The organism is Photorhabdus sp. CRCIA-P01 (assembly GCF_003545805.1).
Taxonomy (GTDB): Bacteria; Pseudomonadota; Gammaproteobacteria; order Enterobacterales; family Enterobacteriaceae; genus Photorhabdus; species Photorhabdus antumapuensis.
In genome coordinates this window covers 1-26,968 of the sequence record NZ_NMQR01000048.1, presented here as the reverse complement: position 1 = coordinate 26,968, position 26,968 = coordinate 1, and the positions used below count along the sequence as shown (strand labels likewise).

Below are 26,968 nucleotides of genomic sequence, written 5' to 3'. Positions count from 1 at the left end.
TTGTATATCTGAGAGATATATAGCCAATTCGTTGTATCAGAGCCTATCTCACCAATAATTAAAAACAACTATTGATGAGATAGGTTCTTATAAAACAACGTACAAAAAGGTCATCAGTTGATGCCCTTTTAGAGTAATCACATCAAAAAATTATGCGATAACTTTAGCAACAACACCAGCACCTACTGTACGGCCACCTTCACGGATTGCGAAGCGCAGACCCTGGTCCATCGCGATTGGTGCAATCAGGGTAACAATCATCTGAATGTTATCACCTGGCATCACCATTTCCACGCCTTCTGGCAGTTCGATAGTCCCGGTCACGTCAGTTGTACGGAAGTAGAACTGTGGGCGGTAGCCTTTGAAGAACGGAGTATGACGGCCGCCTTCGTCTTTGCTCAGAATATAAACTTCTGATTCGAAAGTGGTGTGTGGCTTGATTGAACCGGGTTTTGCCAATACCTGACCACGTTCGATTTCGTCACGCTTGGTACCACGCAGCAGAACACCCACGTTCTCACCCGCACGGCCTTCGTCCAGCAGTTTGCGGAACATTTCCACACCCGTACACGTGGTTTTAGTCGTGTCTTTAATACCCACGATTTCAACTTCTTCACCCACTTTAACGATACCGCGCTCTACACGACCGGTCACCACGGTACCACGGCCTGAAATAGAGAATACGTCTTCGATTGGCAGCAGGAATGGCTGGTCAATTGCACGCTCGGGTTCTGGGATGTAGCTGTCCARGGCTTCTGCCAGTTCGATGATTTTGGCTTCCCACTCTGCATCACCTTCCAGTGCTTTCAGAGCAGAACCACGGATTACTGGCGTGTCGTCGCCTGGGAAATCATACTGAGACAGCAGCTCACGCACTTCCATCTCAACCAGTTCCAGCAGCTCTTCGTCGTCTACCATGTCACATTTGTTCAGGAACACGATGATGTAAGGAACGCCTACCTGACGGCCTAACAGGATGTGCTCACGCGTCTGTGGCATTGGACCGTCAGTCGCGGCAACTACCAGGATCGCGCCGTCCATCTGAGCCGCGCCGGTGATCATGTTTTTCACATAGTCGGCGTGGCCTGGGCAGTCAACGTGTGCATAGTGACGGCTTGGGGTATCATATTCTACGTGAGAAGTAGAGATGGTGATACCACGCGCTTTTTCTTCTGGCGCGTTATCGATTTGGTCGAATGCACGAGCGTTACCACCGTAGGTTTTAGCCAGTACAGTAGTGATAGCAGCAGTCAGGGTAGTTTTACCGTGGTCAACGTGGCCGATAGTACCAACGTTAACGTGCGGTTTTGTACGTTCAAATTTTTCTTTAGACACGACTCTATTCCTTAATATCGCTCCCTCATCATATTGGAGAGGGAGCTGAATCTAGATATTAAACCCGAAAAACTTATTTAGCTTTACGAGATTCGATAATAGCCTGAGCGACGTTGCTCGGCGCTTCATTGTACTTCAGGAACTCCATGGAGTAAGAAGCACGACCTTGGGTCTGAGAACGCAGGTCAGTAGCATAACCAAACATTTCAGATAATGGTACCTGAGCACGTACGATTTTACCGGTAGTCATATCTTCCATACCGTCAATCATACCACGGCGACGGTTTAGGTCACCGATAACGTCACCCATGTAGTCTTCTGGAGTTTCAACTTCAACTTTCATGATAGGTTCCAGCAGAACTGGTTTCGCTTTCATGAAGCCTTCTTTGAAGCCCATAGAACCTGCGATTTTGAACGCCATTTCAGAGGAGTCAACTTCGTGGTAAGAACCATCGAACACTGCTACTTTAACGTCAACAATCGGGTAACCGGCCAGAACACCATTCTTCATTTGTTCCTGAATACCCTTATCTACAGCAGGGATATATTCTTTAGGAATAACACCGCCAACGATTTCGTTAGCGAATTGGTAGCCTGGGCCACCTGCTTCCATTGGCTCAATACGCAGCCATACGTGACCAAACTGACCACGACCACCAGACTGACGAACAAATTTACCTTCTTGTTCAACAGTAGTACGGATGGTTTCACGGTAAGCAACCTGAGGTTTACCGACGTTCGCTTCAACTTTGAACTCACGACGCATACGGTCAACCAGAACGTCTAGGTGAAGCTCACCCATGCCCGCGATAATAGTCTGGCCGGATTCTTCATCGGTAGACACGCGGAATGATGGGTCTTCCTGAGCCAGACGACCTAAAGCGATACCCATTTTTTCCTGGTCGGCTTTAGTTTTCGGCTCGATCGCAACAGAGATTACCGGCTCTGGGAATTCCATACGCTCCAGAATGATTGGAGAACTGATATCACACAGAGTATCACCAGTAGTCACGTCTTTCAGACCGATCGCAGCTGCGATGTCGCCTGCGCGAACTTCTTTGATTTCTTCACGCTTGTTAGCATGCATCTGAACGATACGGCCAAAACGCTCTTTTTTATCTTTCACTGGGTTAAGAACGGTATCACCGGAATTAACCACGCCAGAGTAGACACGGAAGAAGGTCAGGTTACCAACGAATGGGTCAGTAGCGATTTTAAACGCCAGTGCCGAGAACGGTTCGTTGTCGTCAGAATGACGTTCTGCCGGAGTATCTTTACCATCTGGCAGAAGACCTTTAATGGACTCAACATCCGTTGGCGCTGGCAGATACTCAATAACGGCATCCAGCATCGCCTGAACACCTTTGTTCTTAAAGGCAGAACCACAAGTAACCAGGATGATTTCGTTAGTCATAACACGATGACGCAGACCCGCTTTGATCTCTTCTTCGGTCAGTTCTTCACCGCCAAGGTATTTTTCCATCAGCTCTTCTGATGCTTCCGCAGCGGCTTCAATCAAATTGCTACGCCATTCTTCCGCTAGATCCTGCATATCAGTTGGGATCTCTTCGTAAGTGAAGGTGGTTCCCTGATCTTCATCGTTCCAGTTGATGGCTTTCATTTTCACCAGGTCAACAACACCGGTGAACACATCTTCCGCACCAATGGCTAATTGCAGAGGTACTGGGTTTGCCGCCAAGCGAGTTTTGATCTGCTCAACAACACGTAAGAAATTCGCTCCCATACGGTCCATTTTGTTAACGAACGCGATACGTGGAACTTTATATTTATTTGCCTGACGCCATACGGTTTCGGACTGTGGCTGAACACCACCAACCGCACAATAAACCATTACGGCGCCGTCAAGAACACGCATGGAACGTTCTACTTCGATGGTGAAGTCAACGTGCCCTGGGGTGTCGATGATGTTGATACGGTGCGCGTCAAACTGCTTAGCCATACCTGACCAGAAAGCAGTCGTTGCTGCGGAGGTGATGGTAATACCACGCTCCTGCTCCTGTTCCATCCAGTCCATAGTAGCAGCGCCATCATGAACTTCACCGATCTTATGGTTTACACCAGTGTAGAACAGAATACGTTCGGTAGTGGTGGTTTTACCAGCGTCGATGTGTGCACTGATACCGATGTTACGGTAGCGTGCAATGGGTGTTGTACGAGCCATTTGATTCCTCTATTCCTAGGACGTTCAATGTAAATCTGGGTGGCAAAACAGCCACCCAGGGCATCATCACTACGATAGGATTACCAACGATAGTGTGCGAACGCCTTGTTAGCTTCTGCCATACGGTGAACGTCTTCACGTTTCTTAACAGCAGTGCCTTTATTCTCGGCTGCATCGGATAATTCGTTCGCCAGGCGCAGAGCCATGGATTTATCACCGCGTTTACGAGCAGCTTCAACGATCCAGCGCATTGCTAACGCATTGCGACGAACCGGACGAACTTCAACTGGAACCTGATAAGTAGAACCACCAACACGGCGGGACTTAACTTCCACAGTTGGACGCACATTATCCAATGCGAGTTCAAACGCTTCCAAGTGTTCTTTACCAGAACGCTGAGCCAGGGTCTCAAGCGCACTATATACAATTGCTTCCGCAGTAGATTTTTTACCATCTACCATCAGGATATTGACAAATTTGGCCAGTAATTCAGATCCAAACTTTGGATCTGGCAGAATTTTACGCTGACCAATTACACGACGACGTGGCATGGAAATACTCCGTTTCGAATTCAGGGTTGTCCAAAACTCTACGAGTTTATTTTGACATTAAAGTAAATAATGTTTGGCCTTACTTAACGGAGAACCATTAAGCTTTTGGCTTCTTCACACCGTACTTAGAACGACCTTGTTTACGGTCTTTAACACCAGAACAGTCCAGTGCACCGCGAACAGTGTGGTAACGCACACCTGGCAAGTCTTTAACACGACCGCCACGGATCAGAATTACGGAGTGTTCCTGCAAGTTGTGGCCTTCACCACCGATGTAAGAAGAAACTTCGTAACCGTTAGTCAAACGCACACGACATACTTTACGCAGTGCGGAGTTTGGTTTTTTAGGGGTGGTGGTATATACACGAGTACATACGCCGCGCTTCTGCGGGCAAGCTTCCAGAGCAGGAACGTTGCTTTTTGCAACCTTCGTGCTACGGGGTTTGCGCACCAGCTGGTTAATAGTTGACATTATTAAAAAAACTCCTGGTTTTTTTGCTTCGTAAACACGGATTAAATCTCTTGTCTGCCCAACGGCAAAACACGAGGACGCGGAATTTTATGGCTGACTCGCCAGGGTGTCAAGAAATATACAGCTTTTTCTCAACTACCAGGCGAATTGTTGATGGTGTTTTACCGTCAGGTTAACAAAGTCAGTATAGTCGATCACTTGCACTTTGTCTGAAACCTGATTGTCCAATCCCCGCGCCTCAATATCTTCTTTCAGCGCATACAATGTAGCACCACGACTGATCAACACCGGCAGATAGCAATTACCCTCAATACCTGCCAATACACCATCCTGGATAAACAAGATATCATCACCACTAGCAAGCAGTTTGGATATCACATTGAAATCACATTGATAAGGCGATCGGCTAACAGTATATAGCATATCATTGTCCTTCCAATAGCTCAGAATGTCAGCACAACATCATAGTCAACCAGTTTCTCCCTGATCGTTTCCGCGGATATCACTTCCGCATCCAGAACAAAACGATTAACTGAGCTTAACCCACGCGTAACAAGGTCTTCCCGGCACAAATAACATTCTTCGATATCGTACAAAGGCAACACCTTAAAAGTAGCGATATAGTTTCTGGCAAGAATTCTGTCAGGCTGCTGATCGGGTAGTAGTTGGAGTACACCGTCAGAAATAAAAAATACACCTATCTTTTCTGTTAATGCCGAAGTTGCCAACAATGCATCCAGACCTTCTCTACCCCCTGCATCACCATGAGGTGTTTTAGTGAAGACAAAAGCAATTTTTTTCATTTTTGCCTCTCAGAATTGCACCACACGGTCGCAAGTCAACATGGCTTCAGCCAGTGTTCCCAATCCGCTTAATTCAAACCGTTCAGCCAGATTTGCTACCGGTAGATTCAATTCACTCGCCTGCTGAGTATCAAGAACACCACGGCGAAGGGCTGCGGCAATACAAATGTGCATGCTAAACCGGTGCTCCGTTGCCATCATCCGCCATGCGCTAACCAAGTTAAACTCATCACTGGCTGGTACAGTCAACTGACTGCCGTTATAAACCCCTTCCCGATAAAAAAATACGGTATTAAGTTTATGCCCCATCGTCATCAAGGCTTGCGCGAACTGGTAAGCACTGCTGGCTTGTTGGGTGCCATATGCAGGCCCCGTAACCAGCAGACAATAAGACAACGAAGACATTACCGCTCTGGCCCTAAACATTCACCATTTTTAAACTGGCGAATATAGAGGTAAACAGTATGTTTAGAAATATTTAAACGCTCGGCAACCTGATTGATTGCATCTTTAATATCAAAAATGCCTTTCTCATAGAGATTCAGAACCACCTGTCTGTTCTTGGCATTATTGGATACACCGCGATCAATATTGACTTCTTCGATAGTATATTCCAGCGTTTGCGCCACCAAATCATCCACGGATGAGGCAAAATTTACATTTGGAGCGACATCATGTGTTTCCTCTGGAATAAATGTCTGAATAATTTCAGAGAAAGGGACATCAAGATTCATATTAATGCACAAGAGGCCGATCACTCGGCGATTCCGGTTGCGGATCGCAATCGTGACTGACTTCATCAATGAACCGCTTTTTGCTCGGGTGAAATAGGCTTTGGATGCACTACAATCTTCGTCTGTAATGTCATGTAACATACGCAGCGCAAGATCAGTAATAGGTGAACCTATTTTACGACCTGTATGTTCTCCGTTAGCTATTCTGATAGCTGAACATTTAAGATCTTCCAATGAATGAAGGACAATCTCGCAATGCCCACCAATTAGCATGGCTAAGCCATCAACCGCGGCTTCATAAGACTTTAAAATTTCGTGGTCCGTTTCAGTAAACGGTTGGTTTTCCAGTAAATCGACATCACTGATATCACCAGATAATAACGGGTTAGACATTAAATACACCATCCTTCAATCGCAGACAACGTCTTGCTAAAAACACAACGTGATAATTCTATAAAAATTTCTTGTGAAAATTCAATTGTTGCAGCTTAACAGAGATCTCAATCAAAGATCTTTGCACCCACATGAAATATTCACGTTAAAACCACATGACATTATCGTCAAGCCATTGCTACTCAGACATTTGGTCTCTATCACAGCTTTCAGTAACAAAAAACCGTTGACAGAATCTCTACCAACGGTTTTATCCGTATTCATTAAAGATATTTAGCGCACAGCTTACTTAGCTTTGGTATCCGCTTTAACATCCAGCAACTCAATATCAAATACTAATGTCGAATTTGCAGGAATCCCCGGCAGATCCGCTTTACCATAAGCCAGCTCTGGTGGAATAACCAGTTTAATTTTTCCACCTTTTTTCACATTCTGTAAACCTTCCGTCCAACCTGGGATAACGCTATCCAGGCGAATAGAAAGGGGTTCATTACGCTTATAGGAGCTATCGAACTCTTTACCATCAATCAATGTCCCCCGGTAGTTCACAACTACCGTGTCGCTTGCCACAGGCTTCTTACCGCTGCCTTCCTTCTCTATTTTATATAAAAGGCTGGTTTTACTCTTAACGACACCCTTTTCCTTAGCAAATTCTTCACGATATTTAGCGCCTTTAGCTTCATTCTCGCGGGCCTCTTTTTCCATCTTAGCTTCAGCGGCAGACTTCACTTTACCTTCAAATGCACGCAGCGTATTTTCAATTTCGCTGTCAGTCAGTTTGCTCTTATTATTGAAAGCATCCTGCACACCCGATAACAATTGATCTTTATTCAATGGGATACCCAGAGATTTCTGTTCTTTCAGGGTGTTTTGCATATAACGCCCTAAAGATGCGCCCAGAGCATAAGCATTTTGCTGATCTTCTGTTTTAAATGCGCTGTTCAATTCTGTGCTACTCTGACTATCTGCTTTAGCCGCCAACACCTGAGGGGCGCTGAAAGCCATCGCTAATGTGGTAGCAAGCAGGGTAACTTTAAACAATGATTTCATCTGTTTCTCCAATAGCTTTGGGGGATTTTACCGTCAGCAAAAGTTATGCAATCAAGTCACTATAACTGTCTACAGGAGCACAACACAATGTTTACCAAACACCATGTTTACCAAACACAATTGTTTGCTGAACACAAGGTTTGCTGTTTTAGTGCCCCAAAGGTGTTAAGACAACATGAATGACAAGAAGTTTCATAATAACCGCATTTCACAGAATATTCTGGGCATAGTAGGCTACTCTTAATTAATATGAGGCATCTAACACGGGCAATACAGGGCCTGAAACGGGAGGAAATCATGGATCTGTCAGAATTTGAACAACGGCTTGAAAATTTAGAAAGTCGAATTGCCTTTCAAGAAATAACTATCGAAGAATTAAATCAGGTAGTGACTGAGCAGCAAATGGAGATAACTAAATTAAGAGAGCATTTGCGGTTGATGACAGAACGATTGAAAGCCACTCAACCCTCAATGATCGCTTCACAATCTGAGGAAACCCCTCCGCCTCATTACTAGGAAAAGCATTAAATCACAATAAATTAGGGCAAGCATTGAAACCAACTATTCCAAACTTGCCCCGTTTTTTTTAAATATTAAAAGTCCACTATCCGCTTTAGCTTATCAGTGGCAACCGCCACCACCGCAGCATCCATCGTGCCCTTCATTATGGTGATGATGGCCATCGTCATCGCCGCCGTGACCACCGCAGCACCCCTCACCATGTTCGTGACCATGAGCACCATGAACATGACCATGAGCCAGCTCTTCTTCGGTCGCTTCACGGATGGCAATGACTTCAACATTGAATTTCAGATTCTGACCAGCCAGCATATGGTTACCATCAACCACAACATGCTCATCTTCAACTGCTGTAATTTCTACGGGCACTGGCCCCATATCGGTATCAGCCAGGAAACGCATGCCAACTTCCAGTTCATCAACACCAACAAAGACATCTTTTGGCACACGCTGAACCAAATTGTCATCATACTGACCATAGGCATCATCAGCCTGTACGCTGACATCAAAACTTTCACCCGCCTCACGGCCTTCTAGCGCCTTTTCCAACCCACTGATCAATGAGCCACGGCCATGCAGATAGTCCAACGGCGCACTCGCCGGTGACTCATCAACTAAAACACCATCTTCTGTTCTTACTTGATAAGCCAAGCTGACTACCAAGTCTTTTGCTACTTTCATGACATCTCCTACCCGTGGGTCTAAAAATTTTTACCGATTGTAGCGGAATTTTCAGTCTCTGTACTCACTCGCGCTAATATTCACATAATTATTGTGGGGTAAAAATACCAATAACCTGCTCCTGCTTTCTGACATGAGAGGTCGCTTTCTCATCAGTCTGGCGTTGTTGGTGACCACAATGGACACATTCCACCACATCCACCTGATCTTCTTGCCACATTGCCAGCGTGTCCTGAGAGTGACATTCTGGGCAGACAGCACCGGCAATAAATCTCTTACGGCTTACTGACATGATTTGCTCCACTATTATTCATGTATTCATGCTCATTCCAACCATCCGGTTGGCGACGTTCATTCAGCATTTCCCGTTCGAACAACTCTTCCAGTTCCCGTCGCGCCTCTTTTATACGAGATATGTGAGCCACATCACCCTGTAGCTGCGGCATAAGTTCTCTCAGCATCCGCATATCCAACCGCTGGAAATGTTGTTTTGCTCGATTAGCTTTATGCGGATGCATTCCCAATTCGACTAAGGTTTTACGCCCCAGTTCCAGGGCACTGGAGAAAGTTTCACGGGTGAAGTTTTCTATTCCATTTTGTAGCAGTTCATGCGCTTCCAGGCGTCCTCTGGCTCGCGCCATAATATGCAGATTCGGGAAATGTTTCTGGCATAAATGAACGATCATCATGGTATCTTCCGGCTCATTACAGGTGATGACTATCGCTTTGGCTTTATCCGCGCCTGCCGAACGTAGCAGCTCCAATTCAGCCGCATCACCATAATAAACTTTATAACCATAACGCCGCATAGTACTCACAGCACTGACATCGCGCTCTAACACCGTTATACGGATTTTATTCACCATGAGAAGACGACCGATTACCTGTCCGAACCGGCCGAAACCCACTAAAATCACCTGCGGATCATCATTTTCCACAAAGGGCTGTTCATCCGTCTCATCTTGGGCATTATAACGGCGTGCCAGAATAGCATCTATCAATTGCATGACAAGCGGCGTTGTCATCATCGATATCGTCACTACGACCAGCAACAAAGCTATCTGCCCACTATTGAGCACATTCTGACTCAGTGCGGCAGAAAACAGAACAAAGGCGAATTCTCCCCCCTGGCTGAGTACGCCGGAAAATTGCAGGCAGGATGCCCCCCGTAAACCAGCACTCATTGCGATAAGATACAGAACAATGCCTTTCACAATCACCAAAACCAGCACACCAAGTAGTACTTCGGACAGATGTATCAGTAATACCCCTAGATTCAGAGACATGCCGACCGAAATAAAAAACAACCCCAACAGCAATCCTTTGAACGGTTCTATGGATATTTCCAGTTCATGGCGGTATTCGCTATCTGCCAGTAATACCCCGGCGATAAAGGTTCCCAGTGCCATGGAAAAACCGAGCGCTTCCATAAATAGCGCCGAGCTGAGTACCACCAGTAACGCCGCCGCAGTAAATAACTCACGTACTCCAGCTCTGACGACCAAACGAAACAGCGGACGTAACAGATAACGGCCACCGAGCAACATGCCAGCAAAAGCAGCAATTTTTAATGCTATTCGATACCAGTCACCGGATGCTGTTCCACCAGCCAACAGCGGAATCAATGCCAAAGCCGGGATCACCGCCATATCTTGAAATAGTAAAACCGAGAAACCAAGCTGCCCGCCTTCATTGCGGTTCATGCCCTTCTCTTTCATGAGTTGCAGAGCCATTGCCGTTGAGGACATCGCCATACCGATACCACCAATAACCGCCGCTTGCCATGAAAAATCCGTCAGATATAACAACACAGCCAGCACACTCGCCGTGAAAATAACCTGAGCCGCACCAACACCAAAAATAGATCGTCTGAGTAGCCAGAGTTTAGAAGGGTTAAGCTCAAGACCGATGATGAACATCAGAAAAACAATCCCCAACTCCGAGAAATGAAGAATATCATCAACATCCCTGATAAAGCTCAACCCCCACGGGCCAAGGACAATCCCTGCCAACAAATAGCCTAATACTGCCCCAATCCTGCATTTCTGTGCGATTGGCACTGCTACAACGGCAGCAAATAAAAACAATACACCGGCGCTCAATTGCGCTGAATGCTCCATAACTTATAGCCCTCCTAATGATAATGGCGATTTGAGCCACTCACGATAAGCATTAGCATGGATGGCAAGAAGTTCAGGTTTTCGACGGCGTGCCCAATAAATAATAATTGGTGATAACCAATGCATACGGCACATCGCCGCGGTGAGTTCAAAAGGACGAAGGATCTCTTCCATTGAATAGAGATTATACCCATCAGCCTGGAAAGCGCCTTCCGGCTCCCCAGTAGTAATCACTGAACGCCAATATTTTCCCTGTAATGCCAACCCGGTAATACCACTGGCAAACCCCCGTGTCAGCACACGATCCATCCACTCCTTTAATAAAGCGGGACAACTGTAGGTATACAGTGGGTGTTGAAAGACAATCACCTGATGCTCTCGAAGTAGCTGTTGCTCATGATGAACATCAATAAAAAAATCTGGATAAGCTCCATATAAGTCGTGAACCGTAACATGCTCTAAACCCTGCACAGGTTGTAACAAAACACGATTTGCTACTGAATCCTGTGGCTCAGGATGGGCATACAGCAGCAGGACTTTAGGCGGCTGTAACATCGTTCCCTCCTCAAGAACGTGTCAGGACACGTATTTTCCGTTACCATGCATACAAAGTTATAAAATAAAACGCTTATTATCTGTTATTGCTAATTTAACATATTCTATACAAACGATACTTATGATTGTTTTCTCTTCATTACAAATTCATCGCGGAACTCGTGTTCTGCTGGACAATGCCAGCGCCATTATCAATCCCGGACAGAAAGTGGGTCTGGTAGGGAAAAATGGCTGTGGTAAATCTACTCTACTTGCATTATTAAAAAATGAGCTTCAGGCTGAAGCAGGAGCATTCACTTTTCCCAGTAACTGGGCGCTTTCCTGGGTGAATCAGGAAACGCCGGCACTGGAAATACCTGCTCTGGAATATGTCATTGATGGTGATCGTGAATTCCGTCAACTGGAACAACAACTGCGGATAGCCAATGAAAAAAATGACGGTAATCTGATTGCTCATCTGCATGGTCAACTGGACACGATTCAAGCTTGGACGATCCGTTCAAGAGCATCAAGTCTACTGCACGGTTTAGGTTTCTCTCAAGAGCAACTTGATCAACCTGTACGTGCATTTTCCGGTGGATGGCGCATGCGCCTCAATCTGGCTCAGGCACTACTTTGCCGTTCTGATTTGCTGTTGCTTGACGAACCCACTAACCATCTTGATCTGGATGCGGTTATCTGGTTGGAAAAATGGCTGAAAAGCTACCCTGGAACATTAATCCTTATCTCCCATGATCGGGATTTTCTCGACCCGATTGCCGATAAGATCCTCCATATAGAGCAACAATCTCTGTTTGAGTACAGCGGCAACTACTCATCTTTCGAACGCCAGCGCGCCACCAAACTGGCGCAACAACAGGCCCTTTATAAAAGTCAGCAAGAGAAAGTTGCCCATCTGCAAAGCTATATTGACCGTTTCCGTGCCAAGGCCAGCAAAGCCAAGCAAGCTCAGAGCCGTATCAAAATGCTGGAGCGGATGGAATCAATCGCCCCTGCCCATGTTGATAACCCATTTCATTTCAGTTTCCGTAAACCGGAGAGTCTGCCAAACCCACTCCTGAAAATGGAAAAGGTCAGCGCAGGCTATGGCGAACGGACGGTTTTAAATTCCATCAAACTGAATCTGGTTCCCGGCTCTCGCATTGGCCTGCTTGGCCGTAACGGTGCGGGTAAATCCACGTTGATTAAACTGTTGGCAGGTGAACTGCAATCTCAGAGTGGAGAAGTCGAATTAGCTAAAGGGATCAAACTGGGGTATTTCGCTCAGCATCAACTAGAATATTTGCGTGCTGATGAATCACCATTACAGCATCTAGTCCGCATGGCGCCACAGGAAACAGAGCAGCAACTTAGGGATTACCTGGGAGGCTTTGGTTTCAAAGGCGATCAAGTGACTGACCCAAGTGGACGTTTTTCCGGGGGAGAAAAAGCACGTTTGGTTTTGGCATTGATGGTCTGGCAGCGCCCTAACCTTCTGTTACTTGATGAACCAACGAACCACCTCGACCTGGATATGCGTCAAGCACTGACAGAAGCTTTGATCGACTTTGACGGTGCATTGGTTGTGGTTTCCCACGACCGGCATCTATTACGTTCAACAACAGATGAGTTGTATCTGGTTTATGATGGCCGGGTAGAATCGTTCAATGGCGATTTAGAAGATTATCAACAATGGCTGACGGATCAACAACGTCAACAAAATCAGCAAATACGTGAAAACAACGATAAGGAAAAAGAAACATCCAGCCAAAGTGCTCAGGAAAGAAAAGATCAAAAACGGCGTCAAGCTGACTTCCGTAACCAAACACAGCCATTGCGCAAACAGCTTGCTGATCTGGAAAAACAGATGGAGAAACTGGGTGGCGAATTGGTTGCACTAGAAAATCAACTTTCAGACAGCGCTATTTATGATAGCAGCCGTAAAACCGAATTAACTGAATATCTACAAAAACAAAATCAGACCAAATCAAAACTGGAAGAAATTGAATTAGCATGGATGGAAATTCAGGAACAACTTGAAAAAATGACACAAGAGTTTGAAGGATAAATAATTTTACAAATTATCATTCAATAAAAAATAAAGCGGAAAAAATAATCCGCTTTATTTTCGATAAGTGAGTATATCGTTGAGTAAAAAATTCAAGATAATTTCAATTAATCCTCGGATATCAGTTAAAATTCACATGTACATTTATGTGTTTTCTCAATTCCAATATAGTTGTCTAATTAGCAATTTCTCACTATTACAATCGACGCTTCATTCACTATTCAAGGAGGATCAAGGTAGGTTATTAATCTATATATGTTAAATTCATATTTTTACTTAATAACGTAATGTATTAATCCATAATAAATTAAAAAAACAATTATAATAAATAAAAATCAGTATTCTATGATATTCATAATTATCATTGACTAATGAAAAACCCTCATTAGCTCAACATTAATGAGGGTTTCTTATAATCAGATAATATTTTTTTGTTGTAAGAGAAATAATTTCTCATATCACAATACATTTTATAGAAAGAAGGTATTAACTGAATCCTTTTGAAGGAATTTCCCATATATTGGAGAACCGTTTTACATTGCTTGCTGTGTAAATAACAGTATGGGATATATTGCGGTGACCGAGATAATCCTGAATAAGGCGTGTATCTCTTCCCAAATCAGCAAGAGCATAGCCGCAGGCATGTCTTAACATATGTGGATGAGGTGAAATATCGACTAATGCTTGTCTGCCGTAATGTTTTAACAAACTATAAACCTGATAGCGTGAAATCGCACCTGATTTTTGTGATAAAAAAACCCACGATGTGTCTGATTCTCTCCAGCTCTTACGGATATTAATCCATTGATTTAACGCATTAAGCTCTTCAGGCACCAGTGGATGTGTTGTTGATAGTCCCCCTTTTAATCGTCTTACGTGAATAATTTCCGAGCTAAGATCAAGATCGGATAGTGTCAGATTACATAGCTCACTGACTCTAAACCCATGAATGAAACACATGAGTAGCATGCAATAATCCCGCTCAGCATGACGCCCCTGACGTGCTTTTTCTAAAATCGCATCAATTTCATGTCTGGTTAAGAACTTACGCTTCTTCATGAAAATAGTTCCTGTGAGATTTGGGCAGATAGTTACCGATAGAGAATATTAATCAACCAAACTATATCAATTAATAGAGATTTAATGGAATTACTGATCTAAAATTCCATTTATTTATCATAATAAAGAATAAAATATTCTTCATATATAAATATGAAATTACATATATCATTGAACAGTAATTTTTTAATGGAAGATATCAAGATGTAGAATTTTTATTAAATATTAAGAAACTATTTTACAACAAAAAACYAAACARAATGCACCAAACTGTTAATAGTTTTACACAAAACTATAACCTAGGTCAACTTTTATGCCTCTCCAGACTAACAACATATAACCATTTGTAATATATAGTTTTTTTAAAATCTTTTTATTACTTTTAATATTTTATCAATATTATTTTGTAAAAAATCAGTTGATTTGTTTGAACTTAATCAGATATCAATCAATTAGAAAGTTTATAAGTTTAAATTAATGTCTTTTTTTGGATATTAATTCCAAAATATTATCTATTTTAATATTTATAACTAAACAAAACAGTTTGGTGCATTTTGTTTGGTTTTAAAAAATGTTGATATGAGATTTTAAGACCCTTTTTGCATTGGATATCTGGTGTAGGAGCTGAAGTTCCACACTGCTACTTTTGTATGGTTTTATCCTTAAGTTTAAGGAATTAATTCACATGAAATTGAATACATTAGTTATCGCTCTCGGATTGGGTGTAACCCTAACAGCAGGTTCTGTCAATGCGCAGACCAAGCCGCCCGCCAGTACTAAAAATACTAACCAAGGCCAAGGAAAAGTGACTTTTGAAGGTTCTATTATTGATGCGCCTTGTTCCATCCACCCCGGTGATGACGATCAGACTGTGAAGCTTGGGCAGATTTCCAACAAAGCACTGGCAGGAGGTGGTAAATCCACGCCGGTTCCTTTTAATATCCGTTTACTAGACTGTGATGCTAACGGCTTGGAAAAGAAGATTGTAACGGCGACTTTCTCTGGGACACCATCTTCTGTGAATAAGGACCTATTGGCAATTGTTGGTTCGGCCTCTGGTGCGGCTATTGGTATCACCAACGATAACGCCAAACTTATCAAACTGGGACAACAGAGTTCACCCACAATCATCACCGATGGTTCCGATTCGACCATGCACTTCGCTGCTTTCTTACAAGGTGACGGGGCTTCTGCGACTATCGTTCCTGGTGATTTCACCGCTGTGGCTAACTTCACTCTGGCTTACCAATAAAGGTGGTGAAAGAAGCCTTTCTGTGCGTTGGAAAGTCTATCTGTTTCTCTTTCCCGCTGTGGCCTAGCCTTCAGGCTGACAGGGGAAACAGCGGGAAAGAGGGGTCCCTACAAGATTAGGGAAATGAATTTGCCGGTAAACCGAATTTTGGGGAGCGAGATGACTCTTCTTAGCCATCCAACCTGTTCTAAGATGTTGCCTTCCCTGCTGACGTTGTTAGTGCTAGCCAGTCTGATATTGTCATTTATGGCAATGGCTATCAGCCAAGAGCATGGCCGCGTCAACATGCAAGGCTCCATCATTGATACACCGTGTACAATTGCTTTGGGCAATCAAGATCAGACCATCGACATATCATCTATTTTGGTCGGACAAATTATCCGCGGTGGTCACGAGCCGATACGGCTTTTAAGTATACAGTTGATTAATTGTCTGTTGACTCCCGTATTACTGAATCGCCTGAGCAGGTCACACTTTCGAGTGACTTTTGATGGTACGGCTGCTCGTAACGACTTGTTTAGCATGAATGGTGAGGCGAGTGGTGTGGGATTACAGATATCGGACAGTACAGGAGCGGTAGTCGTGCCGGGCAAACCAATGCCTGTAGAGGATCTGCAAATAAGCTCAATGCGGCTGGATTATACTTTACGTCTGGTAACAGCTCACCAAGTGTTACGCGCCGAGGCCCTCCACACCATGATACGTTTCAAACTGGATTATTTCTGATGAAAGGACCCGCCATGCCATCGCTACTTTGTGGAGCGAGGGATAGCTCGGTGGCACTGTGTATCTTATTGGCTCTTTGTGGCATGCAGGTGGTCAAGGCTGCCGATAGAGTGGAATTCAACACGGATGTTCTTGATGTCAAGGATCGGGCGCGTATTGACTTAAGTCAGTTTTCCCAGGCTGGCTACATTATGCAAGGTAGCTACCAGATGGTATTACGCTTGAATAAAAACGAATTGCCCGAGCAGACGGTACAGTTCATTGCTCCTGATCATGATCCGAAAGGCAGTGAAGCGTGCCTGACGCTAAAGATGGTTGATCAACTGGGACTTAAAGCGGATGCAGTCCGTCAGCTTACTTGGTGGCATAACGGCCAGTGCCTAGAAATAGCTTCTCTGAAAGGTATGGAAGTTCGAGGTGACTTGGGCGCTGAGGCACTATACATCAGCATGCCGCAGGCTTACTTAGAATATACCGTGGAAAACTGGGATCCGCCGTCACGTTGGGACAATGGGATCTCCGGTATGTTATTTGACTACAGCGTCAATGCACAAGTGACAAATCAGTCAGGTGCAGGCAGCCAAGCGCAATCCTTGAGCGGTAACGGAACAGTTGGGGCCAACTTGGGACCTTGGCGTCTGCGGGCCGATTGGCAGGTGCAGTACAGCCATACGACGGGGCAGTTAGCAAGTGCCCAGCAAAGCTGGGAGTGGGGCCGCTACTATGCCTACCGTGTGATAGCCGCTCTGCGTGCCAAACTGACGTTGGCGGAAGACTACCTCAACTCTGGGATGTTTGACAGTTTCCGTTACATCGGAGCCAGTCTGATATCGGACGACAACATGCTGCCACCGAACCTGCGTGGTTATGCGCCGGAAGTGACTGGAGTGGCGAAAACCAATGCCAAGGTGACCATCAGTCAGCAAGGGCGTGTGATTTATGAAACTCAGGTGGCAGCAGGTCCTTTCAGTATTCAGGATCTGAATACTGCGGTGAATGGCAAGCTGAATGTGAAGGTACAGGAGCAGGATGGCAGCGTACAGACCTTCCAGGTGAATACCGCTAATGTACCCTATCTGACACGTCCAGGTATGGTTCGTTACAAGATTGCCGCCGGTAAACCATCAGACATTAAGCATCGCAGTAAGGGGCCGGGCTTTGCAACTGGAGAATTCTCTTGGGGGGTGAACAACGGTTGGTCGCTGTACGGAGGAGCTTTGCTGGCCAGGGGCTATAACGCTCTGGCTATCGGTATCGGCCGTGACTTGCTCGCGTTTGGTGCATTGTCATTTGATGTGACGCAGTCGCGAGCTCAGTTTCTGCATGATGACACCAAACAAGGAGGCTCGTATCGGGTTAGCTATTCTAAACGCTTTGATGAATACGATAGCCAGATAACATTTGCAGGTTACCGTTTCTCAGAACGTAACTTCATGAGCATGTCGCAGTATTTAGAGGCGCGTTATTACGGTGTCAATAATGGAAGAGGTAAAGAGTTCTATACCATTACGTTTAACAAACAGTTTAAGGAAATGGGGCTTAGCGTTTATCTGAACTACGGCCATCAGACCTACTGGGACCGTCCGAACAACGATACTTATAACCTGTCACTATCGCGTTATTTCGACATCGGACGTTTTAAAAACATTAGCCTGAGCCTAACGGCATATCGGACTCAATACAACGACACTAATGATGACGGTTTGTATCTGAGTATGGCTGTGCCGTGGGGTGAAAATAGCACAATAACCTATGACGGTCAGCTTAGCCGTAATAGCAGTAATACTGTGGGTTACTATGACCGTATCGATGACAACAATGCATATCGGATTAATGTTGGTAACGGTCAAGGCGGACGTAGTATTGGTAGTGGTTATTTCACCCATGAGGGGGATATAGCTAAGTTGACAGCGAATGCCAATTTCCGTGGAAGTGAATATAGCGCTATGGGGCTGTCACTTCAGGGGGGAATAACGGCGACGGTGGATGGAGCGGCGCTACACCGTATCAACATGATAGGGGGAACACGCATGATGATCGATGCTGATGGGATTGGTGGTGTACCAATACGCGGTTATGGCAGTGTGACCCATACCAACGTTTTTGGTAAAGCGGTGGTGAGTGATATCAACAGTTACTACCGCAGCAGCGTTAATGTGGACGTGAACCAACTGGCGGATAACGTGGATGCCACTCGCTCGGTGGTACAAGGCACGCTAACGGAAGGCGCTATTGGTTATCGCAAGTTTGGGATGATCGCCGGCGAGAAGGCAATGGCCATTATTAAGTTGACAGACGGTACGGTTCCTCCATTTGGCGCTGTCGTGATGAACGAACGTGAAGTGCAAACTGGCATCGTGAATGATGAAGGAAGTGTGTGGTTAACCGGCATTAATCCAGGTGAGAACATGAGTGTGCATTGGAACGGTCGCATACAGTGTCTCATCACATTGCCGAAATCTCTTCTAGCCAACTTGATGAATAACCTGTTGTTACCTTGTCGACGTGTTAAAGGGAGTAGTGGTAGTGGCACTGTAAAGGCAGTTGTTACACCAGCCGGCGACAGTGGAAAGTGAGTTAAGACAAACTGGACGCGTAATGCAAGTGTGGAGAGCCGTAAGCCGCGTAAGTATGTGCTGCGTGATTAGATTTAGCCGTGATATCAACCATATTTGCGTAATAAGGGGCCATTCGTACTAGATTCCAGGCGGGCAGGGATGGTGGTTCTTTCCAGAAGATTAATAAAAGTGTGGGGTGGATGAATGGAAATGTTGCCTAAAGATAAGTACAACCGCATGAGTATGACAATGAAAAAAAACGCGGCGGCTTCTGCTGTCATGTTGGCCGGTATTCTGGCTGTTCAGCAAGCTAATGCAGCTATTGCCCTCGATCGCACCCGCGCGGTGTTTAATGGGGAAGATAGATCAATGAGCCTTAGTATCAGTAACCAGAATAAAGAGTTGCCCTATCTTGCGCAGGCTTGGATTGAGGACGAACATGGCAACAAGATTAACACTCCACTGACTGCACTACCGCCACTTCAGAGAGTAGAGCCGGGGGCCAAAAGCCAAGTGAAGTTGCAAGTCACTCAGGGCATCAACATGTTGTCTCAGGATAAAGAGACGCTGTTCTATTTCAACCTCCGGGAAATTCCGCCGAAGGCCAACAAACCCAACACATTGCAGATTGCGCTGCAAACACGTATCAAATTGTTTTATCGGCCAAAGGCTATTGTTGTTGGCCGAACAGACCACGAAAATCCCTATCAAGCGAAGTTAACGATGACTCGACAAGGGGATCACTACGTGGTTAACAATCCGACGCCGTACTACGTGACTATTGCATCAGCGTCGTCCAGCCTAAACGGGGCAGCGGTATCCGGTTTTAATCCGATGATGATCCCACCAAAAAGCAGTGCTGTGTTAGGTGGCAGTGCGTCAGCAATGGGTAACAGTCCTGTACTGATATTCATCAATGATTTCGGTGGTCGGCCAAAATTAGTGCTTGGTTGTAGTGGTGGCACTTGTACCGTGAAAAGTAGTAAAGCCGGTTGAGATGTTTGCTGAAATTGGGGTAGCTCAGTAAAGGAGGCATGTATGAACACCATCCTAAAGCCAGATCGAGATGGACTGACGCCGTTCTTTTGTCGGCATAACCTGTTACATGTTCTTAAAGCGTTATTGCTCTTGCTTTCGATAAGCTCAGTGTGTAATGCGAAGGATAAATTTGAATCCATTGTTCGTATAAAAGTTAATGTACTTAGAGAAGCTTGCGGTATCCAGCCTGGAGATGATGCAATTACCGTGGACTTCGATACAGTGTTCGGAAAACACCTTTATCAAAATGAACGTAGTCATAGTAAAACGTTTTCAATTCACCTCATAAACTGTGATGTGACAAGAGCTCGGGAGGTGAATATAAAATTTCTAGGTAAGGAAAATAATGAGCTTCCTGGGTTTTTGGCTTTTCAACCGGGAAGTCAAGCATCAGGGGCAGCGGTTGGAATAGAATCTCTGGCTGGAGAACCTATTTCGATAAACAAGACTGTTAAAAAATACAGTTTAAATAATGGCAATGCCACGCTGGACTTTAAAGCCTATGTGCAAGGGGAGCCTTCTGCTATCAAAAATCACTCAATAGTATTTGGTAAGTTCTCGGCTATTTCGACGTTTATGTTGGACTATGAGTGAAATGGAGGAAATATGAGGGGCTTTTTCTATCTTGTTTTTTTCATGACATTGGCTGGTGTTCCATTTATAGAGGTAAATGCAGGAGCCTTTGTTACGCCTATTGATATGTACCAAAGCGGTTCAGACACTCGTGTAGTTCTACAAGTAGTTGACTGGACGGAAAATGATACCGACCGAAACCCATGTTACGAATCTGTGTTTTGTTATGTTGGTCCAGATGTGAAATATCGCATTGCCCCTGTAAACCCGGGGATGTATGGTAGCTGTGTACTGGATAATCATTGTCTTAGAATCTCTCAATTTAAGACTAGGAAGGAGGTAGCCAGGGAGTACAAAAAAGCATTTCCGTTGCCATATCGAGCAAAGTTCCTTTTGCGATCCCCTGAGGCAGATTGTATAGGATTGTTTTATATTCGACACCAACCTGATCCACATCGTTCAGATGCACAGCAGTGGCCTGGTAGTGTTTGTGGCAAGGTGCCATCAGTCAAGCAATCTTGCAGTCTTTCTTTGCCATCTGTAATTGATCATGGCAATTTGGGGCAAGAAAATCTCAACGGGAATAAGAAAACAATAACAGGAAATGTGCAGTGCACATTGCCAGCTAACCTGACTTTATATACAAAATCCTCAACGGGTGAAAAGTTTATTTATTTAAATCCTGAAAAAACACTTTACTCCGATGTGGATATCAATGGTTCAAATGCTTGGAATGGTGTTCCAATAACGGTAAGTGGAAATAATCTCTATTCATTTTCTTTTTCATCCAGACTTCAATCATTGGGTAAAGTTGGTGCAGGTGCCTATTCAGGAGATGTTATTGTGATTATGGCTTTTAATTAGTTTTGATACTAAGGATGCTGGGGAGTAATAAGGTGAATAACTTGTTTGTTCTTAAACATATATGTGTGATGTTGCAGGTTCGGAAAATAACAGGGCACTGCATTGTATCTTATGGTTGTTATTTTTACCTACTATTAGCAATCGCATTTCTTTTAACAGGATGTGCTCAAGAGCTCACACCGAAGAGAGTGCCGACATCAAGTAAAATAAAAGTATCGTCAACCTCTAAGACATTGGTTCATTCTTCATTATCCCCTGAATCTGGAGGCGGTGATTGTCGTTTTACCGGAAATGTGCAGCCCTCTGCTGACAGCAATTCCGGTAAATTGGCACAATGTACTCGCGAATTAGAGGCATTGAAACAGTTCAGTGGCGCTAAATACACACGCTACAAGGCCGAATTTGATCGCATTGCCCGTACGGGTAGTCAATATTTGGCGGTAGCTAACGGGATCAGTGAGGATATCAATGACTTAGTACGTCCTAAGTATCAGTATGCTCTTACCAGTTTGTGTTATCGTATAAAGAACGACTTATCATTGGCATTAATTAATCAGGTAGATACACAATGAGTTGTGTACGAATGCATCTTCGTCGCTGTGCTTGGTTATTAATTGGTTTTTTTGGAACGGTTGATATTGCGAGTGCGGCAGAAAGTGGAAACTATACACCTCCTGGCGGCGCGTTCTCGGTGGATAGCTTGATGGAAAGCGCCAGTGATTCTGATTATGGTCTGAGTACGCTAATGGCGCAACAATCCAAATCTGGTGAAGCATCTTCAAACAGAAGTGCATCAAAGCATGCAGTTGGAACATCAATTCTTGTTGGTATAGGGGCCGCATCCGGTGGTAGCGAAGCAGTAGCCCGTAAAGTATTGCGTGCGGAAAATCGTAAGCTTAAAGTTCAGATGGAAAAGCTGAACCTTAAGCTTAAAATGTTGACAACAAAGTTAGCCGCTCAATCTCAGACTGAGGCTAACCGTGCGACTGAGGATGCTTTGCGCCAAGCTCAACAGGTTACCTCACTTAAAAGACAACTTACCGATAGTATCGCAGAGTTGAAGTCTTCCCAGACTGAACTGGAGAAGAGCCGTAAGCAGCTATCTGACCACCAATCAGTCAGGGTAGAAGTGCAGGAGCAGAAGGATACGTTACAAAAACAGTTAAGTGATAATCAGACCCTGCTGACGGCTGCACAGCATCAGTTCAAAGAAGCACAAGCGCAGCTAGAGGCAGTGCGTAAACAGTTCAGAGAAGCTGACATTGTTCGAGTACAGTTAGAGACGGCATTGGTTTCTACTCGTTATCAACTAGTGAGGGCTAATGATCGAGCGGTAAAAGCCAATAAGTCCGTGAGTGTACCGCTCGATAGCGATAACCGTAAGCGTGACTATGTAGTAGGCCAAGCAATGGCTTCGGGGCTAAAAGAGACACTAGCGAGTTATGCGGAAAGTGGGTTGTCTCTAGATCCTGCTCGAGTGATTGCCGGATTGACTGATGGATTACGCAATCGCATACAGCTTAAACGCAGTGATATGGATAAATATTACCTGACCTTTGCGAAGCAATTACAAAAACAGGTAAATGCCAAGGTCAAGGCGGGCGAAGCTCTAATTGCGAAAAAAGCTGCCGGACACAAACCAGCGAAGAAAGTCAATGGCTTGGTGTACTTTGTGGTAAAGAAAGGTCGCCCTATTAAGGATCAGGATGCACCGGTTTCGCTAGCCTTGTCTGAACAGATTGTTGATGGCGCCACTTTAAGCGCTATTCCAACACTGACACTTACCGCTGACGATGATATACCAGCCGTAGTGCGTGAGGCGCTTCCATTGTTGGGTGAAGGTGCAGAAGTTGATGTCTATGCTTTAGCTAAGACCGTGTATGGCAACTTGCCGATGCCGAAAGGGGTAGCCCCGTTTACTGTCTTGGTCTATCACCTGAAGGGGATTAAACCTCAGTAAAAATAAACCATTTTGACATCTTCTCCCAATAGGCGTAATTGTTGCAGGCCGTTATCAGACACAACAAAATTATTCTTGTTTAACCCAAGCTTAGATAAACAATAACAACATTCCCCTCTTCCATATTACGATATTTTTACATATCTTAGGAGATAATCCCTATTAATAACTTCTAATCACTTTACATCAATTACACCATTGGAGAATTGATAAAATATTATTAATAATAGCCTATAAAATGCTTACTATTAATAGTAACATTTAAATAAACAACTATGATATCTAATTTATTTCCCCAGCCCATATAATAACATTAACTTATCAATAGTTTATTTTACATTAAAAATATTATACTATGATTCCTCATTTACATATTATCAATAAATGAAGAGAATAATTCTGCTTCATTTATCAATCCATACTCAATAACTGGGCTGCATAAGATACCAAAATCAATCTCCATATCGGTTTCTAACACCTCTAATAAATCCAAACATTGTGATGGAATTGAACGAATAACTTTTTCCGGGACTAAAGAAAAACCATTACGTTTAATTATCAATTCAATCATCACCATGATATCATTCGTTTTTAACATTAAATTCATACTATTATCATAAATAGAAAATGCGTTAATGCCATCAGTAAAATCAATTGGTGTATCATTCTCATCCATGTCAATAAGCTGATACAACGATGCCATTTCAGCACTTAATTCTGTAAAATTCTGGAACCAATCACTGCCTTTTTTAAAAAGATAAACGAGTTTTTCAGTAAAAATCTTTCTAGGCATAAGTGATGAAGTTAATGGTAGAGGAACAATGGCGATATGTAATAAACCAGAGTTTAATAGATTCATTTGCTGCTCAAATGTCAGACCAGTAATTAGCACAAGCACGGCTTTTTCCTTCCTACCTAGAAAAATCCGCTCTTCCATTTTTCCAGAATCATGAATAGGAAAACAAGAGCTAACATAAAGGTAATGTGGCGTATCATCTTGCAAATCATGATTAACCTGAATCTGAAATTGCTCAAAATGGCCCAGTAATTTCTGAGCATTCTCAAAGGTTTTTTGTCCAAAATCAGTCAACCTGGTACCACCTGGTCCTCTGGAAAACAAAAGAGCCCCAAATTCCGCTTCCAGTGCATTAACTTTCTTAGTCAATGCAGGTTGAGAAATATGTAGTATTTGAGAAGCCTTATGATAATTAAGTGTTTCAGCTAACACGATAAAAGCTTTAAGATTACGTATATCCATATCTCCACCATTCGGGTTTATCTTTCATACTTTCTTACGTTATTATTTCAATAATAAACTAAATCTTTTAAGACTTAACTGAAATTAATTAAATATAGATTAAACAACAATTATAAGATGATCAATTAATTTATTATAAAAATGTTGACAATAATTTACTTTTACCATAATTCCTTTCTACTCTATAAGATAAATGAGTAAATAATTTAATTAAATTAAATGCGTTAAAAGATAATAAATTTTCCGATTTTTAGATGTTTTCCATACAGTAATTCCTATACACCCAATGACATGTATTTTCTACTATATAGGATAGAGAAATATAGCTGGAAATCATCATTCTGAAAATATAACCATTAATCCTAACTTTTAAATCAAAATGAGGACGACTATAATAGATTCATTTTTCGCCTCCCCTCCACCAATAAGACTAATATTAATCACATAGTTTAATATCTTTTACATAGGTATTCGGCGACATCCAGGATATTCTTGGACATACTAAATAGTTATCACTTTTTAATTTATAATTCACATACAAAGATGTAGGGAAACTTAAAACAATTGAAATAATAGCTATCGAACAAAAATATTTATTAAAAATATCGTAACTCTTTGGATAACGACCAGTTATATTAATAAAGATAACCAAAGCAATATAATATAAAATTAAAGGAAAATAGAAACACCACCTGAAAATGTTATTTTCTCATCCATTAAAACCAACGAAATCAAATATTCACTTACTATAAACATGAAAACGACATTAAAGCCAATATAAAAATTGCGCAAATAATACGTATTATTTTATTATTTACAATATCTCCCACAATTATAAAAAATTTGATTGAGATCAGCTTCTGGAGTTCTTGACTTTCTCTCCATTTCTTTTTTAATTAAATTAATAACAGCTTCACTAATTTTATATTTTTTATCTATATAATCAAGTGCAACAGTAACACCGACACCTATAAGAAACACAATAATAGCAACACCAACTACACTGGCACCAGCAACAGATGTAACTAACATCAAAGACCCAACAAGTCCAAGCAACACAGACCGTTATTACTGTCTTAGCCAAATCTACCGCAATATTACCTAAAAAATCAGCCAGAGTGTACTTATCCTTAAACATAAGCTCAACCGTCCGATGAGCCGCAGAAAAGAATATACTGAACTTCATTCCCTTAACTATGCCACTATTCATTCCTTATTGCCCAATCCCCATATACCTAATAGATTTCGAGTTGCAGCGCGGCGGCAAGTGAATGAATCCCCAGGAGCATAGATCACTATGTGACTGGGGTGAGTGAAAGCAGCCAACAAAGCAGCAGCTTGAAAGATGAAGGGTATAGAGTTTATTGAAAACAAGTTAAGCCTCTATAAATAATATATGTTTAGACCGCTGATAAACCTTGTTTAAAATAGCGAGGTTTGTTTTTCTCATTGTGAAAAATGTTCTGACCTATTTTCCCCACTAAGCCAATTTGATCGTTCACGGATGAGGTATTTTTAACATGGCGATAAGCTCTGTCTGGTGAACGAAACTTAATTTAGAACAACATATCAGATAGAAAACCAGCACTTTGTCAATAATCTGTCGGCAATTGTGCCACAACCTGTGGCACAATTGCTGTGGGGTTACAATATTCAGATGATCAAAGGCAATGCCTATGCCCGGCAGGGCTCAGCTGCCAGCAAACCTCAAGAACCAGTTACCCATACCTCAATCGGAACTGGTACAGCAGACCCTGAATGTTGAGGGGTATAAGGTTTATTCGTAGGTTGAACTATCACAACCATGAACATAGGAGCATCAACACTATAATCAATCCCCTTAAATCTTGGTACATTTCATGCTATCTGCCTTTTATATTCTCTGAGGAAAGCAACATGAAAATCAATCTCAACAGCATGATAACCGAAAGCCGCAATCCAGCCAGTGCCAACATTGATACTTTGCCAACCCTTGAAATGCTAAAACTGATTAACGATGAAGATAAAAAAGTCGCACTGGCGGTAGAGCAAACTTTGCCAAAAATTGCAGAAACGGTAGATAAAATTGCCGAAGCATTTCGTCAGGGAGGTCGTTTAATTTATATCGGCGCTGGCACTTCAGGTCGATTAGGGATTCTGGATGCCAGTGAATGCCCTCCAACTTATGGCACTACACCTGAACAAGTGGTTGGATTAATTGCCGGAGGGCATCAGGCCATTCTACATGCGGTTGAGAAT

26 protein-coding genes and 2 pseudogenes are annotated in these 26,968 nt (G+C 43.3%); 11 read left to right on the top strand and 17 right to left on the bottom strand.

Translation table 11 applies throughout. From position 1 onward, the window contains the following. Positions 1-150: 150 nt before the first annotated feature. The 9 genes from tuf to fkpA form a co-directional block, all read right to left on the bottom strand. Positions 151-1,335, bottom strand: coding sequence for an elongation factor Tu (tuf, locus tag D3222_RS20060; RefSeq protein WP_118987716.1), 1,185 nt, complete (start codon positions 1,333-1,335; stop codon positions 151-153). Positions 1,336-1,408: 73 nt separating this feature from the next. Then, positions 1,409-3,517 (bottom strand): elongation factor G, encoded by a 2,109-nt coding sequence (gene fusA, locus D3222_RS20055; protein ID WP_118987715.1) that lies wholly within the window; start codon positions 3,515-3,517, stop codon positions 1,409-1,411. Positions 3,518-3,597: 80 nt separating this feature from the next. Beyond that, the gene (gene rpsG, locus D3222_RS20050; protein WP_011144816.1) at positions 3,598-4,068 is read right to left on the bottom strand and encodes a 30S ribosomal protein S7; all 471 of its coding nucleotides are present in this window, start codon (positions 4,066-4,068) and stop codon (positions 3,598-3,600) included. 97 nt (positions 4,069-4,165) lie between these two features. Then, entirely contained in the window at positions 4,166-4,540 is a 375-nt protein-coding gene (gene rpsL / locus D3222_RS20045) for a 30S ribosomal protein S12 (RefSeq protein WP_118987714.1), read from the bottom strand. A 135-nt stretch (positions 4,541-4,675) separates the two neighbouring features. Beyond that, positions 4,676-4,963, bottom strand: coding sequence for a sulfurtransferase complex subunit TusB (gene tusB / locus D3222_RS20040; protein ID WP_118987713.1), 288 nt, complete (start codon positions 4,961-4,963; stop codon positions 4,676-4,678). 20 nt (positions 4,964-4,983) lie between these two features. After that, a complete protein-coding gene (tusC, locus tag D3222_RS20035; protein ID WP_118987712.1) occupies positions 4,984-5,343 on the bottom strand; it encodes a sulfurtransferase complex subunit TusC in 360 nt (119 codons plus the stop codon). A gap of 9 nt (positions 5,344-5,352) precedes the next feature. Next, positions 5,353-5,748, bottom strand: coding sequence for a sulfurtransferase complex subunit TusD (gene tusD / locus D3222_RS20030; protein WP_118987711.1), 396 nt, complete (start codon positions 5,746-5,748; stop codon positions 5,353-5,355). Beyond that, on the bottom strand, positions 5,748-6,470 hold the full coding sequence (locus D3222_RS20025; RefSeq protein ID WP_118987710.1) for a helix-turn-helix transcriptional regulator: 723 nt from the start codon (positions 6,468-6,470) through the stop codon (positions 5,748-5,750). Before D3222_RS20025 ends, tusD begins: the two co-directional genes overlap by 1 nt. Positions 6,471-6,755: 285 nt before the next feature. After that, positions 6,756-7,520: an FKBP-type peptidyl-prolyl cis-trans isomerase gene (gene fkpA / locus D3222_RS20020; protein WP_118987709.1), complete on the bottom strand. Its 765-nt coding sequence runs from the start codon at positions 7,518-7,520 to the stop codon at positions 6,756-6,758. A 297-nt stretch (positions 7,521-7,817) separates the two neighbouring features. On the opposite strand from fkpA, the gene D3222_RS20015 reads away from it, so the two are divergent. Next, positions 7,818-8,036: a protein SlyX gene (locus D3222_RS20015; protein WP_118987708.1), complete on the top strand. Its 219-nt coding sequence runs from the start codon at positions 7,818-7,820 to the stop codon at positions 8,034-8,036. A 105-nt stretch (positions 8,037-8,141) separates the two neighbouring features. Here the strand turns inward: D3222_RS20015 and slyD are convergent, their stop codons facing one another. The 4 genes from slyD to kefG form a co-directional block, all read right to left on the bottom strand. After that, positions 8,142-8,720: a peptidylprolyl isomerase gene (gene slyD, locus D3222_RS20010; RefSeq protein ID WP_118987707.1), complete on the bottom strand. Its 579-nt coding sequence runs from the start codon at positions 8,718-8,720 to the stop codon at positions 8,142-8,144. Between the two features lie 88 nt (positions 8,721-8,808). Further along, complete coding sequence (locus D3222_RS20005) at positions 8,809-9,012, bottom strand: YheV family putative zinc ribbon protein (protein WP_118987706.1); 204 nt, start codon at positions 9,010-9,012, stop codon at positions 8,809-8,811. After that, on the bottom strand, positions 8,996-10,840 hold the full coding sequence (kefB, locus tag D3222_RS20000) for a glutathione-regulated potassium-efflux system protein KefB (RefSeq protein ID WP_118987705.1): 1,845 nt from the start codon (positions 10,838-10,840) through the stop codon (positions 8,996-8,998). The genes D3222_RS20005 and kefB overlap by 17 nt, the downstream gene beginning before the upstream one ends. Positions 10,841-10,843: 3 nt before the next feature. Then, on the bottom strand, positions 10,844-11,395 hold the full coding sequence (gene kefG / locus D3222_RS19995) for a glutathione-regulated potassium-efflux system ancillary protein KefG (RefSeq protein ID WP_118987704.1): 552 nt from the start codon (positions 11,393-11,395) through the stop codon (positions 10,844-10,846). A gap of 121 nt (positions 11,396-11,516) precedes the next feature. On the opposite strand from kefG, the gene D3222_RS19990 reads away from it, so the two are divergent. Next, positions 11,517-13,442, top strand: a complete 1,926-nt coding sequence (locus D3222_RS19990) for an ABC transporter ATP-binding protein (RefSeq protein WP_118987703.1) — start codon at positions 11,517-11,519, stop codon at positions 13,440-13,442. A 486-nt stretch (positions 13,443-13,928) separates the two neighbouring features. On the opposite strand, the gene D3222_RS19985 is transcribed toward D3222_RS19990, so the two are convergent. After that, complete coding sequence (locus D3222_RS19985) at positions 13,929-14,501, bottom strand: tyrosine-type DNA invertase (RefSeq protein WP_118987702.1); 573 nt, start codon at positions 14,499-14,501, stop codon at positions 13,929-13,931. Positions 14,502-15,186: 685 nt separating this feature from the next. On the opposite strand from D3222_RS19985, the gene D3222_RS19980 reads away from it, so the two are divergent. From D3222_RS19980 to D3222_RS19945, 8 genes are all read left to right on the top strand, one after another. Beyond that, positions 15,187-15,753 (top strand): fimbrial protein, encoded by a 567-nt coding sequence (locus D3222_RS19980; RefSeq protein WP_118987701.1) that lies wholly within the window; start codon positions 15,187-15,189, stop codon positions 15,751-15,753. Between the two features lie 159 nt (positions 15,754-15,912). Continuing rightward, entirely contained in the window at positions 15,913-16,479 is a 567-nt protein-coding gene (locus D3222_RS19975) for a fimbrial protein (protein WP_118987700.1), read from the top strand. Then, complete coding sequence (locus tag D3222_RS19970; protein WP_232832601.1) at positions 16,479-19,055, top strand: outer membrane usher protein; 2,577 nt, start codon at positions 16,479-16,481, stop codon at positions 19,053-19,055. The genes D3222_RS19975 and D3222_RS19970 overlap by 1 nt, the downstream gene beginning before the upstream one ends. A 225-nt stretch (positions 19,056-19,280) precedes the next feature. After that, positions 19,281-20,033, top strand: a complete 753-nt coding sequence (locus D3222_RS19965) for a fimbria/pilus periplasmic chaperone (RefSeq protein ID WP_304598679.1) — start codon at positions 19,281-19,283, stop codon at positions 20,031-20,033. Positions 20,034-20,075: 42 nt separating this feature from the next. Next, positions 20,076-20,669 carry a fimbrial protein gene (locus D3222_RS19960; protein ID WP_118987699.1) on the top strand — a complete coding sequence of 198 codons (594 nt, stop codon included), beginning with the start codon at positions 20,076-20,078 and terminating at the stop codon, positions 20,667-20,669. A 12-nt stretch (positions 20,670-20,681) separates the two neighbouring features. Continuing rightward, on the top strand, positions 20,682-21,512 hold the full coding sequence (locus D3222_RS19955) for an MrpH family fimbial adhesin (RefSeq protein WP_118987698.1): 831 nt from the start codon (positions 20,682-20,684) through the stop codon (positions 21,510-21,512). Between the two features lie 32 nt (positions 21,513-21,544). Next, entirely contained in the window at positions 21,545-22,084 is a 540-nt protein-coding gene (locus D3222_RS19950) for a hypothetical protein (RefSeq protein ID WP_157975379.1), read from the top strand. Beyond that, a complete protein-coding gene (locus D3222_RS19945) occupies positions 22,081-23,472 on the top strand; it encodes an FKBP-type peptidyl-prolyl cis-trans isomerase N-terminal domain-containing protein (RefSeq protein WP_118987696.1) in 1,392 nt (463 codons plus the stop codon). Before D3222_RS19950 ends, D3222_RS19945 begins: the two co-directional genes overlap by 4 nt. Before the next feature lie 367 nt (positions 23,473-23,839). Here the strand turns inward: D3222_RS19945 and D3222_RS19940 are convergent, their stop codons facing one another. From D3222_RS19940 to D3222_RS25615, 3 genes and pseudogenes are all read right to left on the bottom strand, one after another. After that, positions 23,840-24,730 (bottom strand): LysR family transcriptional regulator, encoded by an 891-nt coding sequence (locus D3222_RS19940; protein ID WP_118987695.1) that lies wholly within the window; start codon positions 24,728-24,730, stop codon positions 23,840-23,842. A gap of 436 nt (positions 24,731-25,166) precedes the next feature. Then, a pseudogene (locus tag D3222_RS19935) lies at positions 25,167-25,497 on the bottom strand (DUF1240 domain-containing protein). A 43-nt stretch (positions 25,498-25,540) separates the two neighbouring features. Beyond that, a complete protein-coding gene (locus D3222_RS25615; RefSeq protein ID WP_118987694.1) occupies positions 25,541-25,762 on the bottom strand; it encodes a hypothetical protein in 222 nt (73 codons plus the stop codon). Positions 25,763-26,626: 864 nt separating this feature from the next. Between D3222_RS25615 and murQ the strand changes: the two are divergent. After that, a pseudogene (gene murQ, locus D3222_RS19925) lies at positions 26,627-26,968 on the top strand (N-acetylmuramic acid 6-phosphate etherase); the annotation flags it as partial.

Bases quoted from the DNA above. Each gene is read 5' to 3' on its own strand.
- fusA (WP_118987715.1), bottom strand. From the start codon at position 3,517: ATGGCTCGTACAACACCCATTGCACGCTACCGTAACATCGGTATCAGT.
- rpsG (WP_011144816.1), bottom strand. From the start codon at position 4,068: ATGCCACGTCGTCGTGTAATTGGTCAGCGTAAAATTCTGCCAGATCCA.
- rpsL (WP_118987714.1), bottom strand. From the start codon at position 4,540: ATGTCAACTATTAACCAGCTGGTGCGCAAACCCCGTAGCACGAAGGTT.
- tusB (WP_118987713.1), bottom strand. From the start codon at position 4,963: ATGCTATATACTGTTAGCCGATCGCCTTATCAATGTGATTTCAATGTG.
- tusC (WP_118987712.1), bottom strand. From the start codon at position 5,343: ATGAAAAAAATTGCTTTTGTCTTCACTAAAACACCTCATGGTGATGCA.
- tusD (WP_118987711.1), bottom strand. From the start codon at position 5,748: ATGTCTTCGTTGTCTTATTGTCTGCTGGTTACGGGGCCTGCATATGGC.
- D3222_RS20025 (WP_118987710.1), bottom strand. From the start codon at position 6,470: ATGTCTAACCCGTTATTATCTGGTGATATCAGTGATGTCGATTTACTG.
- fkpA (WP_118987709.1), bottom strand. From the start codon at position 7,520: ATGAAATCATTGTTTAAAGTTACCCTGCTTGCTACCACATTAGCGATG.
- D3222_RS20015 (WP_118987708.1), top strand. From the start codon at position 7,818: ATGGATCTGTCAGAATTTGAACAACGGCTTGAAAATTTAGAAAGTCGA.
- slyD (WP_118987707.1), bottom strand. From the start codon at position 8,720: ATGAAAGTAGCAAAAGACTTGGTAGTCAGCTTGGCTTATCAAGTAAGA.
- D3222_RS20005 (WP_118987706.1), bottom strand. From the start codon at position 9,012: ATGTCAGTAAGCCGTAAGAGATTTATTGCCGGTGCTGTCTGCCCAGAA.
- kefB (WP_118987705.1), bottom strand. From the start codon at position 10,840: ATGGAGCATTCAGCGCAATTGAGCGCCGGTGTATTGTTTTTATTTGCT.
- kefG (WP_118987704.1), bottom strand. From the start codon at position 11,395: ATGTTACAGCCGCCTAAAGTCCTGCTGCTGTATGCCCATCCTGAGCCA.
- D3222_RS19990 (WP_118987703.1), top strand. From the start codon at position 11,517: ATGATTGTTTTCTCTTCATTACAAATTCATCGCGGAACTCGTGTTCTG.
- D3222_RS19985 (WP_118987702.1), bottom strand. From the start codon at position 14,501: ATGAAGAAGCGTAAGTTCTTAACCAGACATGAAATTGATGCGATTTTA.
- D3222_RS19980 (WP_118987701.1), top strand. From the start codon at position 15,187: ATGAAATTGAATACATTAGTTATCGCTCTCGGATTGGGTGTAACCCTA.
- D3222_RS19975 (WP_118987700.1), top strand. From the start codon at position 15,913: ATGACTCTTCTTAGCCATCCAACCTGTTCTAAGATGTTGCCTTCCCTG.
- D3222_RS19970 (WP_232832601.1), top strand. From the start codon at position 16,479: ATGAAAGGACCCGCCATGCCATCGCTACTTTGTGGAGCGAGGGATAGC.
- D3222_RS19965 (WP_304598679.1), top strand. From the start codon at position 19,281: ATGACAATGAAAAAAAACGCGGCGGCTTCTGCTGTCATGTTGGCCGGT.
- D3222_RS19960 (WP_118987699.1), top strand. From the start codon at position 20,076: ATGAACACCATCCTAAAGCCAGATCGAGATGGACTGACGCCGTTCTTT.
- D3222_RS19955 (WP_118987698.1), top strand. From the start codon at position 20,682: ATGAGGGGCTTTTTCTATCTTGTTTTTTTCATGACATTGGCTGGTGTT.
- D3222_RS19945 (WP_118987696.1), top strand. From the start codon at position 22,081: ATGAGTTGTGTACGAATGCATCTTCGTCGCTGTGCTTGGTTATTAATT.
- D3222_RS19940 (WP_118987695.1), bottom strand. From the start codon at position 24,730: ATGGATATACGTAATCTTAAAGCTTTTATCGTGTTAGCTGAAACACTT.
- D3222_RS25615 (WP_118987694.1), bottom strand. From the start codon at position 25,762: ATGTTAGTTACATCTGTTGCTGGTGCCAGTGTAGTTGGTGTTGCTATT.